General features: G+C 65.4%; 5 protein-coding genes. 3 read left to right on the forward strand and 2 right to left on the reverse strand.

What is annotated here, in order from left to right:
- Window positions 1–196 precede the first annotated feature (196 nt).
- Both FJW04_RS02440 and FJW04_RS02445 read left to right on the forward strand, forming a co-directional pair.
- Window positions 197–1,288, forward strand: coding sequence for a Gfo/Idh/MocA family oxidoreductase (locus tag FJW04_RS02440; RefSeq protein ID WP_140712151.1), 1,092 nt, complete (start codon window positions 197–199; stop codon window positions 1,286–1,288).
- 190 nt (window positions 1,289–1,478) lie between these two features.
- A complete protein-coding gene (locus tag FJW04_RS02445; protein WP_140712153.1) occupies window positions 1,479–2,915 on the forward strand; it encodes an amidase in 1,437 nt (478 codons plus the stop codon).
- A 279-nt stretch (window positions 2,916–3,194) separates the two neighbouring features.
- On the opposite strand, the gene FJW04_RS02450 is transcribed toward FJW04_RS02445, so the two are convergent.
- Both FJW04_RS02450 and FJW04_RS02455 read right to left on the reverse strand, forming a co-directional pair.
- A complete protein-coding gene (locus FJW04_RS02450; RefSeq protein ID WP_140712155.1) occupies window positions 3,195–4,439 on the reverse strand; it encodes a Xaa-Pro peptidase family protein in 1,245 nt (414 codons plus the stop codon).
- A 332-nt stretch (window positions 4,440–4,771) separates the two neighbouring features.
- A complete protein-coding gene (locus FJW04_RS02455; protein WP_224531571.1) occupies window positions 4,772–5,299 on the reverse strand; it encodes an invasion associated locus B family protein in 528 nt (175 codons plus the stop codon).
- A 328-nt stretch (window positions 5,300–5,627) separates the two neighbouring features.
- Between FJW04_RS02455 and FJW04_RS02460 the strand changes: the two genes are divergently transcribed.
- The gene (locus FJW04_RS02460; RefSeq protein ID WP_181172854.1) at window positions 5,628–19,073 is read left to right on the forward strand and encodes a hypothetical protein; all 13,446 of its coding nucleotides are present in this window, start codon (window positions 5,628–5,630) and stop codon (window positions 19,071–19,073) included.
- Window positions 19,074–19,185: the final 112 nt, after the last annotated feature.

Below are 19,185 nucleotides of genomic sequence, written 5' to 3' on the forward strand. Positions count from 1 at the left end.
TGGCGAAGTAACCTCAGGCGGGCGGCGAAGGTCGACCCCCACTCCGTCGAGCTTCGCTCGACACCTCTCCCCCGATCGACGGGGGAGAGGAAAGGGCCGGGCAACGAGCGGCGGCGCTGACCTGAGGTGATTGTCCGGATAAACACGCGGCAACCGGTCGCCGCGCACAATTCAATCCAGAACCTGGGAGATAACGGTGGCCGACAAGGTGAAAGTACTGGTGGTGGGTCTCGGCAATATGGGTGCGTCGCACGCCAGTGCCTATCATCGCTCGGCGGGGTTTGAGATCGTCGGCATCATGAGCCGCTCGATCAAGAGCAACACGAAAATCCCGGCCGAACTCGCCGGTTATCCGCTCTACGAGGATTTCGACCTGGCGCTGAGGGAGACCAGGCCGGATGCGGTCTCGATCAACAGCTGGCCGAACACCCATGCCGAATACGCGCTGAAGGCGATCGCGGCGAACTGCCACGTGTTCATGGAAAAGCCTTTGGCCACCAACATCGAGGAAGCCGAAAAGGTGGTGGCGGCCGCGCGGGCGAAAAACCGCAAGCTGGTGCTCGGCTACATCCTGCGCGTCCACCCCTCGTGGATCAAGTTCATCGAGGTTGGCAAGACGCTCGGCAAGCCGCTGGTCATGCGGCTCAACCTCAACCAGCAAAGCAGCGGCAGCGCCTGGCACTGGCACAAGAACCTGATCGATTCGCTGATCCCGATCGTCGATTGCGGCGTGCATTATGTCGACGTCATGTGCCAGCTGACCGGCGCCAAGCCGGTGCGCGTGCATGGCATTGGCGCCAAACTATGGGCCGAAGCCGACAAGCAGAATTACGGCCACTTGCATGTCACCTTCGATGACGGCTCGGTCGGCTGGTACGAGGCCGGCTGGGGTCCGATGATGAGCGAGACGGCCTACTTCGTGAAGGATGTCGTCGGCCCGAAAGGCGCGGTCTCGATCGTCGCCGGCCAGCAGGCGAGCAGCGCGGCCGAGTTGGCCGAAGTGTCGAACTCCGCCGACATCGACCGGCACACCAAGACCGACGCGCTGAAGATCCATTATGCCGCCGTCGACGGCGACAAGAATTTCAAAAAGCCCGACGAGATCGTCAGCATGGAGGACGAGCCCGGCCACCAGGAACTGTGCGACCGCGAGCAGGCGTTCTTCCTGCGCGCCATAAGCGAGGACCTCGATCTGACCGAGCAGATGGACGCGGCGGTCAACAGCCTGCGCATCGTGCTCGCGGCCGAACAGAGCATAGAGCTGGGACGGACGGTCGAGCTGGCCTGATGCTATCCGGTTGCTGGCGCTGGAGGCGGCACCGGCAGCGCAGGAATTTCATCCTTCTCCCCGTCACTATACGGGGAGAAGGTGCCGGCAGGCGGATGAGGGGCGGCGCCTACATTTGTAATTAGCCGGTAGCGACAGCTCGCGCATTCCTAAGCGCGATGTCGAGGCAACGCAAATTTGGGAGTGAGACATGGTCACCGACAGTCTTTTGAAAACCTATGCCGAGTCCGACGCACTTGGCCTCGCCGCGCTGGTCCGCGGCGGCCAGGTTTCGCCGGCGGAACTGGTCGAGGCGGCGATCACGCTGGTCGAGCGGTTGAATCCGTCGCTCAACGCGGTCATCCATCGCCTCTATGACATGGCGCGCGCGCAGGCCGCGACGGTCGACACATCAGCACCCTTTGCCGGCGTACCATTCCTGCTCAAGGAACTGGCCTCGTCCTGGACGGGTGCGCCCAACACCAATTCCTGCTTCTACCTCAGAGATGTCGTCGCCGATTTCGACACCGAAGTCGTTCGCCGCATGAAGGCGGCGGGACTGGTGCTGGTCGGCAAGTCGAACGCGCCCGAAAACGGCTGGTCGATCACGACGGAACCAAAACTCTACGGCACGACGAAAAACCCGTGGAAGGAAGGCATCACGCCAGGCGGCTCGAGCGGCGGCGCGGCCTCGGCTGTCGCCTCGCGCATGGTGCCGATCGCGGAGGCCAGCGACGGCGCCGGCTCGATTCGCATCCCCGCCTCCTGCTGCGGGATCGTGGGCCTGAAACCGTCGCGCGGCCGCGTCAGCCTGGCCCCGTTCGGCGACTATTGGTATGGCGGTGCCTACTTCCTCTGCTGCTCGCGCACGGTGCGCGACACGGCGGCCTATCTCGATGCGGTGGCCGGTGCGCTGCCCGGCGAGCCCTATACGCCGCCGGTGCCGGATGCCTCCTGGCTCAGCCTGTCGGCGCGTGCGCCGAAAAACCTGCGCATCGGCTTCACCGTCACGCCGCCCAACGGCACCGCCATCGATCCGGAGGTGAAGGCGGCGGTGCTGGCGACCGTGGCCGCATTCGAGCGGTTGGGGCATGATGTCGAGGAGCACGACATGCCGCTCGATGCCAATGGCGTATGGGCAACCTACACCAACATGACCTGCGTCCAGACGGCGGCGACCTTCGACTCCCTGGAAACGGTGATCGGCCGGCCGGTGACGTCAGGCGATGTCGAGGCGGTGACCTGGGCGATCATCGAGCGCGGCCGCGCCACCAGCGGGGTCAGGCACATCTCCGATGTCGAGCAGCTCCGGCAGGTCGGCCGCGATATTGTCGGCGACCTCAGGGCCTATGATCTCTTCGTCACGCCCACGTTGACCCAACTGCCGCGCCCCTTCGGCTATTACGACATGTCGGAGACCGACATCGACCGCTACAACGCCAAATGGACGGATGCCGTCTTTGCCTTCCCCTTCAACATCTCCGGCCAGCCGGCGATCTCGCTGCCGCTCGGCTGGTCGCACGGCGGCGTGCCGGTCGGCGTGCAGCTGGTCGGCCGCTACGGCGACGAGGCGACGGTGCTGGCGGCGTCGGCACAGCTGGAACAGGAAATGCCATGGAGGGACAGGCGGCCGCCGGTGAGCGCTTAGGGGCCTGTACGGAGGTTTGATCGCTGGACGGCAAAACCTTTCCCGTCGTCATCCTTGGGCGTAGCAAGGAGCGCAGCGACGCAGCGCAGACCCCAGGATCCATGCCGCGACATCAAAGCGTTCCCGGCGGTCCAAAATTCTGCTCCGCTGCACCCCACGGAAAGGTCACGGCATGGATCCTCGGGTCTCCGCGACGGAGCTTCGCTCCTGCTTCGCCCGTGGATGACGAAGGTGGAGGGACCTCAGCCAATTTCCGGAGGTGCAGATCTCAAGCCTCCACTACCCAATCACCTCCAGCCGTCGCGGCAGCCGGTTCATCGCGACCGGCCCATCCGGCGTGATCAGGAACTGGTCCTCGAGGTTGAAGCTGGCGAGGCCGTCGATATAGAGCGGGATCTCGAAGGCCAGCACCATGCCGGCCTCGATCACGACCTCGCTGCCGGCCGATATGAACGGCCATTGCTCGGAAAAGACCGACTGCCCGACGCCGTGGCCGAAGTGGCCGCGGCGGTAGGAGCGCAGGCCTTGGCGCGCTAGGCTGTCGGTGGCGACGCGGTGGACATGGGCAAGCGTGTTCCCGGGAACAAGCTCGGCCAGCCCGTCGTCGAAGGCGCGCTCGGCAATGGCGTGCAGTTCGGCCTGATCAGCCGAAGGCGGGCCGAAGGTGAAGTTGCGCGACATGTCGGAGGCGTAGCCACCGACCGTACAGACCATGTCGCATTTCAGCGGATCGCCCGCCACGGCCCTGGCGTCGGCGCCCTTGGCCCGGGCGCCCAGCGTCACATATTCGGCCGTGATGACCGGGTGGGACAAGCCGGCCGCCGCCGTGGCTACGCCCTGCCGGTAGAGCGCGACGAGATCGCTCTGGCGCATCCCGGCCATGGCATCGACCTGCAGCCGCTCCAGGCCGGCTTCCGACAGGATGATGCCTTGCCGCAGCAGGTCGATCTCGCGCTGCGACTTGAGCGCGCGCAGCCGGTCCAGCACAAGCGAGCCGTCCACAACAGGGCTATCCGGCAGCAGCGCCTGGATGGCGGCAAAATCGGCGGCGGGAATGAAGTCGAGGTCGACGCCGAGCGTGGCGCGCTCCAGCCCGAAATCGGCGAGGATTGCCTGCAGCTGTCGCACCGAGCCGGCGAGGTCGAAGGTGGCGGGACGCGCGAAATCCGGCGCGCGGCCGGGCAAAGCCTGGCCAGCCTCGATACGCTCCGCCAGGGGCAGCCCGGCAGGCCCTGTCTCGACCGGCGCTGCTTCGATCCAGATCGGGTGCGAGCGCACGACCATCTCGGGCGCGGCGGTCCGCAGTTGCGTGGCATTGAAGTCGGCGACCACGACGCCGATCGGCAGGTCCTGCCTGGCCGGGACGACGACGAAGCCGGCGCCGGCGCGCCGGAACAGTCCGGCCGGACCGATCGAAGCGCCGGTCGCATAATGGAAGGCCTCGGGCGCTGAGAGCACCAGCGCGGCGATGCCGGCGCGTTGCATCAACTGCGTGGCGCGCTGCCGGTCGACAAAACCCGTCATGTGTTTCTCCGCATGTCCGAAGCGACAACGGAGCATCGCAGGTGCGGACAATCAAGACGGTTGCTCGTATTGACGTACTGATACCTTGAGTGCGGAGCGGAGACGCCCACGACTTCGTCATCCTAGAGCGGAGCAAGGAGCGCAGCGACGCAGCGCAGACCCTAGGATCCATGCCGGGACTCCGGAGCGTTGCCACGGTCCAGATTCTGCTCCGCTGCACCCGCCAGCACGGTCGCGGCATGGATCCTCGGGTCTCCGCGACGCCGCGCCGCGGCTGCTCCGCCCGTGGATGACGAAGGGATAGGATGTCGGCCACGGTTGCCGGCGACCCGCTACTTGATCGATTCCAGCTTGGTCAGGGCGGCGGTGAAGCCGGCCAGCGACACCGGGATGGTGACCGGCTTGCGGGTGACGGACTCCATGCCGATGTTCAGATTGGTTCCCGACTTCATCGCCTTGACGAGGTCCGGCGGCAGCGGCGTGGCGGCATAGGCGCCGTTCTGGTCGCTGGTCTGGATGGCGATGGTCGTCTTCTGTCCCTGGTCGATCTGGTAGCTGGCGCCGGACGGCAGGAAGAGGCCGTGCGGCAAGGCGAGCAGCATGGCGAGGCTGCCATTGCCGTTGTCGCGGCGAACGGTCACCGTAAGCACGCGCTGTCCTGTCTTCGCCTCGGTCAGGTTCTGCGACACCTGGCATTGAAGTTCGGAGCTCGCCGAGCCGCTGGAGCAGTTGACCGCCCAGGGATTGGCGTCGGCCGGCTTTGACTGGGCCGGTTGGGGCTTGGCGGCTTCCTCGGCAAGTGCGGGTCCGGCGCCCGACAGGATGAGCCACAGGGCGCCAATACCTGCGGCCAAGCTCAAAGTATTAGCTATAGCTAAAACAACTCTCATGTTCTTTTAGGCCCCACCGGTATTTCCCGCAGTAGGGCTTGATACAACACTCCAATCCAGCCTGAAAGCCAGGAATCCACCGAAGCAAGCCGGCAAATCTACTGTGCCCATATTGCCACAGACAGGCACTTTGGTGGGCCACAGCAGCAGTTTGATCATTGGGGACTCGCTATACAATGGATTTCCATTAAACATCGGCACGCGGGACGTGTAGTCCCAGAAGGACTCGCCAGGGATGGGAACTACCGAGAAGTCTCGGCAAGTTGGTGAGATGGCGGCGCGTGGGGAGGGGTTCCACATGCGCGCCGGTTATCGCCGTTCGAGCATTGCAAGGCAGCTCTGGAAGACGACGGCGCTTACGTCGCTGGCGCTGGCGCTCTCGGGCGTGGCCGCCTATGGCGACGATGCCGGGCTCTGGCAGCCGCAGGTCCGGGCCATCATCGGCGCCGACAACAATGGCGGCAACGCCGCGCTCGAAGGCTTCATCCCGATCAAGCAGAGCGCCGAATCGGTGCTGTTCCTGGATGTGCGGGCCAAGCACGATTTCAAGGACGCCTTCGGCCAGGATATCGGCCTCGGCATCCGCCGCATCGTCAACCCGGACCTGATGCTAGGCGGCTATGCCTATTTCAATGCCGAGAGTTACGGCGGCACCCAGTTCACCGGGGGCACGCTGGGCGTCGAGGCGATCACGCCGAATTTCGACGCGCATGTGAACGTCTTCGTGCCGATCAAGGGCGACTCGACCGACCACTCGACCAGCTCGACCCTGTCGATGGTCTCCAACCAGCTGATCGAGCAGATCTCGGTGCTCGACCATCGCGACTACGCGGCCTGGGGCATCGAGGGCGAGGTTGGAGCGAAGGTGCCGCTCAATCTGCCCGACAAGCATTCGCTGCGACTGGACGTTGGCGGCTATCATTTCGAGGATCCGCACGGTGATGACGGCAGCGTCACCGGCGCCAAGGCCGGCATCGAATATGAGATCGGCGATGTCTTCGGCACCGGAACGTCGCTGACCTTCACCGGCGAGGTGCGCAACGACAATCGCGACGACACCCAGTTCGCCGGCAGCGTGCGGCTGAATATCCCGTTCAATCCCGGCGGCGGCTCGGACAGCACCGCGGCCATCGGGGCGGATCCGGTCTATCCGGTCAGCGAAGGCCTGCGCAAGCGCGTCAACGAGCGGGTGCGCGGCGATATCGGCGTCCGCATCCAGAGCCAGGACAAGACCGGCGGCACGACGACCCGCGTCGCCATCAACGCCGCCACCAATGCCGCGTTCGGAAAGTTCTATTTCGCCGATGGCGGCCTGGCCGGCGCCGGCACGCAGGCCGACCCGACGACATTGGACGATGCCGTCACCAAGGCCGGCAACGGCGGCTTCGTCGTGGCGCTCGGCGGCAATGGCAACCTGACCACCGCGGGCGTGACGCTGGCCGCCGGCCAGACGGTCATCGGCGGCGGCGAAAGCGTCACCGCGAAGCTTTTCGGCGGCGGCACCGCCACCTTCAACCTCGGCGGCAGCGACGGCACGATCCAGGGCACCAATGTCGCCAACCCCGTCATCACGCTGGGCAATGGCAACACGCTGAACGGCATCACCATCACCGGCGGCGGCGACGGCATTTTCGGCAACAACGCCACCGGCACGACGCTGACCAACGTCACGGTAACGAGCACCGGCGGCAATGGCGCCGAGTTCACCGGCAATTCGACCAATGTCAGCGCGTCCAATTTCACCGCCACCGGCAACGGCCTCGACGGCCTGCATATCGAAGGCGACGGCACCTACAATTTCACCGGCACGACGCTGCTGTCGGGCAACCAGGACGACGGCCTCGATATTACGGGCAAGGGCACCTACAGCTTCGCCATCCTCAACGCGCAGGACAATCAGGATGCCGGCATAACGGTGAAGGGCACCGCCGTCGGCGGCAGCTTCACCACCACCGGCGGCCAGGTGTCGGGCAACACGGCGCTGGGCGACGACGGCGTCGGCATCTTCATCGACCCGATCACCGCGCATGTGGTGCTGGATTCAATCTCGCAGACCGGCGGCACATCGGGCGTGGTGCTCGACCATGTCTCGGGCAGCTTCACGGTCAACGGCGCCACCACGATCTCCAACACGACGGGACCGGCGATCGCCATTTCCGATTCGCCGGCAACGATCCGCTTCGGCGACATCAACATCACGGCGCCGGGCGGCGACGGCATGTCGTTCAGCGGCGTCAACGCGGCGGTGGTTGCCGGCAACATCGTCATCTCCGGGCTCGGTCTCGGCCATGCCGGCCTCGACTTCTCGGGCAGCCAGACGACCTTCACGGCGCTCTCGGCCAACATCAGCGGATCGGGCGCCGGCTCGATCGGCATCGATCTCGCCGACACGACCGGCGGCGCTTCGATCATCATCACCAATGGCGGCACCATTTCGGGCGTCGACACGGGCGTGCGCCTGGGCATCGCCGGCTCGCTGGCCCACTCGGCCAATGCCCAATTCAGCTTCGGCGGCGGCTCGATCGCGGGCGTCACCGCCTCGCTCGACGCGCGTGGGCTGAACCAGACGCTCGGCCTCTATGCGTTCGGCTCGACGACGTTCAGCGGCCCGCAGCTGTTCGACGTCCAGAACGTGATCTTCGTCGGCGCGGCAGCCTCGGGTGCCGGCGACGGCTCCTCGCTTGCGGACCTGGCGTCGATCGGCACCGCCGACGGCATTACCGACGCCAACGCGATCTTCGTGCTGGTCAACGACGCCGGCAACACGCCGATCAATGCGTCGGGCGGCTTCTCGCTCAGCGACGACCAGACGCTGGCGTCCTTCGGCAATGGCCGCTCCTTCTCGCTCGGCGGCGTGCCGATCAACGTCACCGGGACCAACATCCAGCACGACCAGGTCGTTTCGGATCCCGGCACCGGGGCGGCGACGCTGACCAATTCGGGCGCCGGCGACGTCGTCACGCTGGGCAACGGCAACTCGCTGCTGGATTTCAACATTTCGGGCGGCAGCGGCGCGGCTATTGGTGGGACGGGCATTGCCGGTCTGACGGTCCAGGGTGTGTCGGTCGGCGTCGTTGCCACGGGCCTGTCGCTCGACAATTTCGGCGGCACAGGCACGCTCACCAATTTCGATATCACCAGCGCCGGCGCGGGCGTCAGCATCACCGGCGGCACCACCGGCACGCTGACTTTTGATGCCGCGAGCTCCATCACCGGCACGACCGGCGTGGCGTTCAACATCGATTCCTCGACACCGAACCTCATCTATAACGGCACGATCAACCAGACCGCTGCCGCGAGCGCGGTCAAGATCAACGCCATAAACGGCGGCTTCGCCAGGTTCGGCGGCAAGATCACCGCCAGCACCGGCGCGGCCAACGCCATCGACCTGACCGGCAATGTCGGCGGTGCGATTGCTTTCGTCGGCGGTCTCGATCTGACAACCGATGGCGGCTTTGCCTTCAGCGCCGTCAATGGCGGCAATCTGACGGTGTACGGGGCAAGCAATACCGTGGCGACCGGCCTGGGGCCGGACGAGAAGGGCATCCAAATCGCCGGCATGACGATCGGCCTGGCCGGAGTGAACTTCTCCAGCGTCACCGTGGACGGCTCGGGCGGCGGCGTTTCGACCGGCATCGCCATTTCCAACACCAGCGGCGGCAACGTCAACTTCGGTGGCGTCGACCTGTATCGCATCAGCGGCGTCGCCATCAGTCTCGACAATGTCGCCAGCGGCAGATACACCTTCCAGGGCACGACCAAGGTCGACACCGTGGTGGGTGGAGGCTCCGGCTTCCTGGTTCAGAACAGCGCCGCGACCGTCGGCGTCAGCAACCTCGTAACGACGAATATCGCCGGCGCCGATGCCAGCCTGACCAACAACACCGGCACGATCGACATTGGCGGCACCATCACCAATTCCGGCACGGGCGATGGCGTCGTCGTCTCCGGCGGCAGCGCGGCGATCACGATCGGCGCGACCATCAACAGCTCGGCGACAGCGCCCGGCACGGCCGTCAGGGTCGACGGCATCACCGGCGGCTCGGTCGCCTTCACCGGTCCGGTCACCTCAACCGGCGCGGGCAACCTGTTCGCCATCGGCTCGACCACCGCGCCGACGGGTGGCACGATCAGCTTCACCGACTCGGCGCTGACCGCCAGCGGCGGCGGTGGCGCGATCATCGCAGGCTTGGGCGCGGCCGCGACCTTCAACGCCACGTCCCCAATTTCGATCACCAACGCGGTCGGCAACGGCCTGTCGGTCTCCAATGTCGCCGGCAGCGCCACCTTCGGCGCGGTCACCGTGTCGGGTGCAACCGGCAATGGCATCGACATTTCAGGCAATTCCGGTTCGGTGACTTTCGGCACCACCAATGTGACGCTGGGCTCGGCGGCCAACACCGCCGGCATCAACTTCGGCGGCACCAACGCCGATGTCAGCTTCGGCACCACCAGTGTGACGATGGGCGCCGGCGCCAACCAGACGGCAATCGACTTCAGCGGCTCGTCGACGACGGCCGATTTCGGCGTGACCACCATCACCGGCACCGGCGAGGCCACCTCGCGCGGCATCGACCTGTCGTCGACGACAGGCAACAAGACCATCACCTTCCTGCGCGGCTCAAGCATCAGCGACGTCCATATCGGCGTCGATTTGTCGTCCGGCCTCACCACGGCGACCACCGCCAACGCCAACTTCACCTTCGGCGACGGCACTTCGGCCGACGGACTGCAGTCGTCGATCAGCGCGGCGGCCGGCGGCTACACCGTCAACACGGTCGGGCTCGACCCGACGCTCGGCAATTATGATTTCGACGACGTGTTCTTCACCGGCAGCGCCAATCTGCCCTCGGCGGTCGGCGCGGTGACGATGGTCTCGCAGTCGGGCGGCGTTATCGCCGTCGGCACGTACGGCCTCAGCCAGTCGGTGACCACGATTTCGCTTGCCGACGCCGATCTCATGACCGGCACGCAGACCTTCGCCTTCGTCGGCACCGTCGATCTCAGCGCAACGCCGTTCACGCTCGATTCCGGCCAGTCGATCACCGGCTTCGGCAACAGCAACGTCATCGCCGTGTCCGGCACCTTCCAGCAGGTGAACGTGCAGGGCAATCTCGGCGCCACCGGCGGCAACGTTACCGGCGACGAGGGCGTCGTCACCGGCACCGCGGACGCTATGCATCTGCTCGGCAGCAATCAGGTGCGCAACACCGCCTTCGACTTCACTGGCGCCAGCGGCTCGGTCTTCCTGCTCGACCAGAGTGCGGCCGGCTTCGACAACACCGGCGGCATCACGATCCAGGGCGTCACGGTCAGCAATGTCGCCGTTGGCCAGACGGCGTTCAAGGTCGACGGCCTCACCAGCAACGTCTCGATCATCGACAACAACATCAACGTCGCCGGGACGCTGCTCGACGCCGATGGCGGCGACGGCAACATCACGCTGACGCGCGGCAACCTGCCCAATGGCGGGCCGGCCGGCACGCTGACCGGCGGCGGCGTCTCGATCGTCAACCGCACCGGCGGCCTTGTCGATTTCACCGACAAGGCGACCATCGGCGGCAATGGCGTATCGCTGACCAACAACAGCGGCGCGGGAATCACCTTCGCCGATCTGGACGTTTCCACCAATGGAACGACGGCCTTCACCGCCACCGGCGGCGGCACGATCACGGTCGACGCGGGAACGATCAATGCCACGGGCGCGCAAGCGGCGTCGCTCGACAGCATCACGGCCGACATTCATTTCACGTCCACCAGCGCGACGTTCAGCGCCGGCAACGGCATCGACCTGCAGAACCTGGCCGGCACGGCCGCTTTCGGCACCGGCACGCTGACCAACACCGGTGCGGGCACGTCGTTCAATGTCGGCTCGGCGACCGCCGCCAGCGGCGGCACTGCTGATATCTCCTATGGCGGCACGATCGCCACCAACGGCAGCGGCGCCGCCGTCTCGATCCAGAGCATGACCGGTGGCTCGGTGGCGCTGTCGGGCAATTTGACAGACAGCAATGCGGCGGCCGGCGGCAACATTTTCGTTGCCGGCAACGATTCCATCACCATCACCTTCTCGGGTACGACCAAGCAGATCAGCTCGGGCGCCGCCGATGGTGTCAATCTCGGCCTCCCCGGCGGTTGGCCTTCGGGCACGCCGACCCCCAACACGAACTCCGCCATCAACTTCACCAATGGCGGCCTCGACATAACGACGACAACAGGCGCGGGCTTCATAGCCATCGGGGACTTCGGCTCCTCGACCTTCACCGTCACCGGCAGCGGCAACAAGATCAATTCCGCCGGCAACGGTCTCCTGGCGGTCGGCGCCGATGCCGGCGTCGGCGGTGTCACCTTCGACAGCATCTCGGCGGTATCCACGAGCGCCTTGGGCGGCGGCGCCGGCGTGTTCCTGTCAGGCATGACCCTGGCGGGCAATGTCAACATCGGCGGGCTGAAGGATACCGGCTATATCGGCGCCTCGCTGTCCGGCCTGTCCGGCCCCGGCGTGGTCAATTTCACCGGCACGAACGATCTCGACACCAGCCATGAAGGGTTCGAGATCAGCGGCCAGGTCGGCACCATAAACATCGCCAATGTCGCCGGATCCACCCTGACCATCGACGGCAGCGAGGTCGGCATTGCGTTTGCCGTCCTCCAGACCGGGACCGTCAATGTCGGCGGCAACGGCGGCGTCGCCAGCATCGGCGCGACGACAAGCACCACCGGGTCGGCCATAGCTCTCTCCGGCGGCAACGACCTTGTTAATGCGACGCTGAACTACAACGGTTCGATCAAGGTCGATACGGGCACGGTGCTGCAAGCCGCCGGCGGCGACTGGACCGAGTTGAACATGAGCGGTTCGGTCGTTTCGACCACGGACGCGGCGGCGGCGGGGACGGCGGCCTTCACCTTCACCGGCAACGCCAACGGCGCCTACAACATTTCAAGCACGATCAATCATGCCGGCAAGGGCATTGGCGTGCTGTTTGACGGATCGTCCAAGGGAACGGCCACCTTCTCCGGCACGTCCAAGATCTTCAACACCAGCAGCGGCGCCAACGGCGCCATCGTCAAGGCCCCCAGCATCGGCCCGGGCGAAGGCACGGGCACGCTCGCCTTCACCGGTGGCAACCTCAAGATCACCACCTCGAGCGGCGCCGGCTTCACCGCCAGCACCACCGGCCCGGGCACGGTCAGCGTCAGCGGCACCGGCAACACCATCACCACGACGACCGGCACCGCGCTCAACCTGGACGGCGCGGCGGTCGGCGCCGATGGCGTCACGTTCGACAGCGTCTCGGTCAACGGGGCGGCGACCGGCATTGCGCTGAACAATGTTTCCGGCGGCACCGTCAGCCTTGGCGCCGCGAATTTGCTGGGCATCACCTCGCATGGCGTCGATATCTCCGGCACGCTCGGCTCGACGCTGAATTTCACCAGCCTGAACGTCGGGCTCGGCGCGGCGAACGCGATCGGCCTCGACCTCAACGGCGCCGCGCTCGGCACCAGCACCGTCACGGCTGGGGATTTCGACGTCGACGGCGGCAGCTTCGCCGGCACGATCGGCATCGACATGGCCGACACGACCGGCACCGGCACGATCCAGCTCGGCGACCTCGTCAACAACAACTTGGCCGGCCAGACCTCGAAGATCGCGAATGTCGGCTATGGCGTCCAGTTCTCCAGCGCCACCAACGCCAAGCTGGTCTTCGGCGACGGGGCAGGTCCGGCCGAGTCCTCGATCGCCACCACCGGCGGCCAGGTCATTCACGCCACCGACACTTTGCCGACAGCGGGCGACTACAATTTCAACGACGTCAATTTCACCGGCGACACCTCGAACCTGTCGGCGATCAGCGTCTACTATGTCACCGCCGACGCCAGCGCTCTCGGCGACGGCAGCCTGCTCAATCCAGGCACCTATGCGAACGCCCAGAATTCCACGGCCAATGTCATCGTGCTGATCGACAAGAACGGCACCGGCAGCCAGGAGACGATCGACCTTGGGGGCACCTCGTTCCAACTCGACGACGGACAGGTGCTGCTTGCCTTCAAGAGCGGCGATGCGGCCGTCGATGTCTCGCAGCTCGGCGTCGACACCAGCAGTGGCGCATCGGGGGTTTTCCATTTCACGACGGTGCAGAACTCACCGATTATCTCGGCGCCGAGCGGCATCGATACGCTGCGGCCGATCCTGCAGAGCAACACCGCCGCCTCGGTGGTCAATTTCGCGACGACCGGCACCGGCGTTCTCACCGGCGGCATCGAGAACGTGATCATCCGCAACACCGGCAGCGGCACCGGCGTCTCGGGCAGCGTGGCGACCGCCTCCAGCTTCTTCCTCAGGAACAACGACATCGCCGCCGGCGGCCGGGCGCTCGATTTCACCACCAGCGGCGCGCCGGCTGCCGACAGGCTTCTGCTTTCGATCGACGGCAACACGCTGCAGTCGACAGGGACCGCGCTTGCCGCCAATTTCCTCGGCCAGAGCGTCAGCGCCACTCAGAATACGATCGCGATCCGGTCGTTCGCCAACAATACGGTCATCGGCGGCACCGGCGGCGGCATTGCTTTTGACGGTGCCACTTTCGACTCGACGGGCGGCGGCGGCACCGTCAGCGCGGGCACCCTCACCGTCGGCACAACTGCTGCGCGCGTGCAGGGCGACGGCCTCAACCTGCTCAACACCAGCGGCACGCTCGATCTTGGCACCTTCAGCATTGCCAACAATGGCGGCACGGGCCTGCTGGTCAACGAAAAGGGTGGCACGACCTTCACGTTGAACAGCTCGGGCGGCTCGGTCGACACCACGAACGGCACTGCCATCAATCTCGACCCGCTGACGGTCCACATGACGCTCGGCAGCGTCACCGCCACCGGCGGCGCCAGCGGCATCATCTTCGACGGTGTTGCCGGCACCTTCGCCGTCACCGGCGCCACCAGCATCACCGGCACGTCGGGCGCCGGCATCAGCGCCATCAATACCAATACCGGCACGTTCAACTTCAACACGGTGACGGTCAACAACACGACCGGCGGCGGCATCGGCTGGGCCAGCGGCACGCTCAACGTCACCGGCCTGGCCAACATCGACACCACCACCGGCACCGGCATAAGCGCGACGGGCGGCACGATCAGTGTCGCCGGCTCGGGCAACAGGATCACGACCGGGTCCGGAGCCGCACTCGATCTCAGCGGTACGACCGTTGGTGCTGGCGGCGTGAACTTCTCCAGCGTCTCGGCCACGGGCGCGGCAACCGGCATTTCGCTGACCAATGTCTCCGGCGGCGCCATCGCACTTGGCACGGTCGACCTGCAGGGCATAACCTCGCGCGGCATCGATGTCTCCGGCACGCTCGGCGCGGCACTGTCTTTCACGGATCTGGGCATCGGCCTGAACAGCGGCTCGGCCGTTGCCCTCGACCTGAATGGCGCGATCATCAACGCGGCGATCACGGCCAACGATTTCGACGTCACCAATGCCGCCGTGGGCGCGGGCTCCTCGATCGGCGTCGACCTGCGCGGCGCGACCGGCGGATCGACGGTACGCCTCGGTGACGCCGCGGTCGGCGGCGCATTTTCCAGCATCGCCGGTACCAACACCGGCATATTCCTGAACAGCACGACGAACCTTGCCTTCACCTATGGCGACGGCGAATCGACGACCGACAAGGGTTCGACGATCAGCGCCAATGTCGGCATTGACGCCTCCAGCGCACCAACGCTCGGCACCTACAACGTCCAGGACGTGAACTTCCAGGCCAGCCCCGGCCTCGGCTTCGGCATCGGCAAGATCTATTTCGTCGGCGCCACCGCCACCGGCGACGGCAGCGGCAAGGACCAGAACAACCTGGCGACGCTGACTACGGCGGAAGCGGCGGCGCTTTCAACCGACATCATCGTGCTGGTCAACGATGGCGGCGTCATCACTGCAGCCGGCAGCAACGGCAACGACACGCTGGCGCTTGCCATAGGCGAGCAGGTGCGCGGTTTCGGCAACGGCAACATCAACCTGGCGCTGACCGTGCCGTCGACGATCCAGCTGGCCAGCAGTAGCATCTCGATCGTCGACCAGACGCCCAATGGCGTCGCCACGCTGACGACCACCGATGGCAGCACCGCCATCACGCTTGCCACCAGCGGCAACATCATCGATGGCTTCACAATCGATGGCGATGATGGCCTTGGCCTCGCCTATGCCGCGATCGGCATCAGCGGCGCGACATCGGGCGCCACGATCAGCAACTTGACGATCAGGAACGTCACCGCCACCGATATCGACTTCGGCGCCGGCGCCACCGGCACGACGACGCTCACCAATCTTTCCCTCTTCTCCACGGGCGCGGCCGGCACCGCCATCAAGTTTGGTGCTGCCTCCGGAACGGTCACCGCCACCAAAGTCGTCACGTCGGGCGGCGGCGGCCTGTCCGTGGTCGGCGGCGATGCTGCGTTCAGCTTCGACAACATGAGCTCGGTCTCCAGCGCCGCCGGCACTGCTGTCAACATCATCAACCGCTCCGGCGGCAGCTTCGGCTTTGCTGGCAAGGTCACGTCGAGCTTTGGAGCCAGGGCCATTTTCATTTCGGGCGCGACTGGAGCAGACACAGTAAGCTTCACCGGTGCCGTCAACCACAACAACGCCACCGGCGCCGCCGTCGCGATCAACAATGGCGGCCAGGCCTCGACCGTCAGCTTCGCCAACCTCACCATCACGACGGGCAGCGGCAACACAGCCTTCACCGCAATCAATGGCGGCACGGTCAATGTCACCACCGGCTCGATCAGCACGACGGTCGCCCAGGCGATCAACCTCAACGGCATCGCCGCCGGCATCAATTTCACCTCGACCACATCAGGCGGCGGCGCCAACAATGTCAGCCTGGCGAATGTCACCGGCACGGTGAACCTGGGCACGGGTACGCTGAGCGGTGCCTTGGGCACGGCGTTCAGTGTCAGCGGCGGCTCGGCCAATATCACCTATGCCGGCACGATCGCACAAGCGATGGCCGGCCAGCAATTGATCGCGGTCGCCAACACCACTGGCGGCACGGTGAACTTCACCACCGCCGTGGCGAACGGCCTCAACGATACCGCCGGCACCGGCATCCTGATCGACGGCGCCGCTGGCAACGTCACCGTCAACAATGCAAGCCTGACCGGAACGGCCGGCATCACCATCCTTGGCGATGCGGCGAACAACGCGACCGGCACCTACACTTTCAACAATGTCGCGATCCAGACCGCCGCGGGCGCCACCAATACGGCCTTCGTCGTCGATGGCGACCAGGGCACGCCGGCCAACGACGACGTGAGCGCGACCGTCAACCTCAACAATGTCGACATCACCAACCCTGGTGGCAATGTCGCCAACATCCGCGGCATGGCCGGCGGCTCGGTCAATTTCGACTCCGCCAGCTCCATCGCTCGCAACGATGGCGGCTTGGGCATCGTCGCCCTCAGTAATGCCGGCGGCTCGATCAATTTCGGCGGCGCGTCGAAGACGCTCTCGACCGGGGCCAACGCCGCAGTCATTCTGACCGCCAACTCTGGCGCGACCATTAACTTCACCGGCGGCGGGCTGGCGATCACCACGTCGAGCGGCCAGGGCTTCAATGCCACCGGCGGCGGCACCGTCAGCGTCACCGGCTCCGGCAACACGATTTCCGCCGGCAGCGGCGCCGCGGTCAATCTGGACACGGTCGCCGTCGGCGTGGGGGGCATGAGCTTCGCCTCCACGAACGCGGGCGGCGGCGGCAGCGCCGTGATACTGGACACCGTCACCGGCCCGGGAGCCATCAATCTCGGAACCGGCGCCCTGCTCGGCGGCAACCTCGCGGCAATCCGCATCGGCGACGGCGCCGGCGGCGCCAACAGCGGCGGCACGGTGGCCGTCAGCTATGGCGGCACCATCACCAGCGGAACCGGCCAGGCGGTCAACATCCAGGATCGCGCCGTCGGCGCCGGAAACATCACCCTGTCGGGCAACATCATACACAATGTCGCCGGCCAGACCGGCATCCTGCTGGACGACAACGCCGCCGGCACCATCACCTTCTCGGGCGCGTCGAAGTCGATCACCTCTGGCTTGGCGGCCGGCGTCAGCCTCACCGACAATGCCGGCGCGATCATCGACTTCAGCAATGGTGGGCTGGTCATCAGCACCACCAGCGGCACCGGCTTCAACGCCACCGGCGCGGGCCCGGCAGCAACCACCGGCGGCACGGTGACGGTGACGGGTTCTGGCAACACAATCAGCTCGTCAACCGGCACCGCGCTCAATGTCGCCAACACGACGATCGGTGTGAACGATCTCACATTCCAGAAAATCAGCTCGAGCGGCGGAGCCAGCGCCGGCATTGTTCTCGACAACACCGGCTCGAGCGGCGGTCTGCACGTGACCGGCAGTGGGTCGAACATTGGCGCGACGGGCGGTGGTGTCATATCCGGCAAGACCGGCGGCGACATCAACTCGCAAGGCACGGATGGCAGCGCCGTCATCACCGGTACAGATGGCGTCGGCATTTTCCTGCGCAACACCAGCGACGTCCAGCTGAACGGCATGCAGCTCAACGACTTTACGAACTACGCCGTTCTTGGCAGCGGTGTCACCGGCCTGATCATCGACCACACCACGATTAACGGCGTGAACGGCAACAACGACGTCGTCAACGAGGGTTCGGTGTGGCTGCAGCAACTGCTTGGCAGCGCCACCATCCAAAACAGCTCGATCAGTGGCGCCTGGGAAGACAATCTGCATGTGCAGAATTCCAGCGGAGTTCTGAACCGGCTGACAGTCGATAACGTTGCCTTCGGCGCCAACAGCGCCAGCTTAGGCAACGAGCAGATCAACGCGGTCGCGCTCGGTACCGCGACACTGAACATGACAGTTCAGAATTCGACGTTCACCGGTTCGCGGTCGGTCAACATGCAATACACGATGGGCGTCGACACCTCGAATGTCGGCGCCGCAAAGGGCGACGTGGTTATCGCCAACAACACGATCACGGGTGCTGCATCGCAGATCTCGGGTGCCGCGGGCATTTTCATCACCAGCGGCGGCACGGGCAATCATCCGGCGCTGACATACAATATCCATGATAATAATATCAACGGCATGGTGGGCTCGGGCATCAATGTCAGCATGGCGAGCAGCACCGCCGCGGGCTCGTACAGCGGCTTCATCAACAACAACACCATCATCGGCAATGCGACCAGTGGTGGCGCGAACGGCATCGCCATAATCACCGCCGGGGGTGGGACCCACGCAACCGCAATCACCAACAACACCATCACCAAGATGGCGACCGATGGCATCTATATCCAGAACGGCGACAACACGTCAGGCGGGGACGGCATCATCTTCGCGACCGTCACCGGCAACTCGGTCAAGGACGCGTTTGGCGGCTTCCCGAACGCGGCGTTCGAACTGAACAATGGCACGACCAGTTCCGGCGAGGCTGGCGGCGATCATTCGATCGTTCATCTGACGCTGGGTGGCGCGGGCGCTCTGCAGAACGATTTTGCGACCAGCGCCGGTCAAGCCGGTGCCTACTTGCAAGAAGTACGCATGCGTATGCGGTTCAGCGCGACGACGTACCTGAATGGTTATGCTGGCAGCCCCACCGATGATGCGGCCGTCTCGACCTGGGTTGGCAACAACAACATCCTCAGCACCTCGGGTGGGGAGGACTCGCATGTCGTCACCAGCCATGGCTCAGGGTCGGCAACCTGGCAGCCTGGTCCGTAACGGAGCCTGCGCGAGCAGATGGAGCTTTGGAGTCTGAGGAAAATCATATACCGTCATGTATAGTTAATACGTACGCCGAATAGAATCTTTCCATGTGCGCGAACGGTGCGTA

This window comes from Mesorhizobium sp. B2-7-3 (assembly GCF_006440715.1).
GTDB lineage: Bacteria > Pseudomonadota > Alphaproteobacteria > Rhizobiales > Rhizobiaceae > Mesorhizobium > Mesorhizobium australicum.

Excerpts from the sequence above, each read along its gene's own strand:
- FJW04_RS02450 (WP_140712155.1), bottom strand. The coding sequence starts at position 4,439 with ATGACGGGTTTTGTCGACCGGCAGCGCGCCACGCAGTTGATGCAACGC.
- FJW04_RS02445 (WP_140712153.1), top strand. The coding sequence starts at position 1,479 with ATGGTCACCGACAGTCTTTTGAAAACCTATGCCGAGTCCGACGCACTT.
- FJW04_RS02460 (WP_181172854.1), top strand. The coding sequence starts at position 5,628 with ATGCGCGCCGGTTATCGCCGTTCGAGCATTGCAAGGCAGCTCTGGAAG.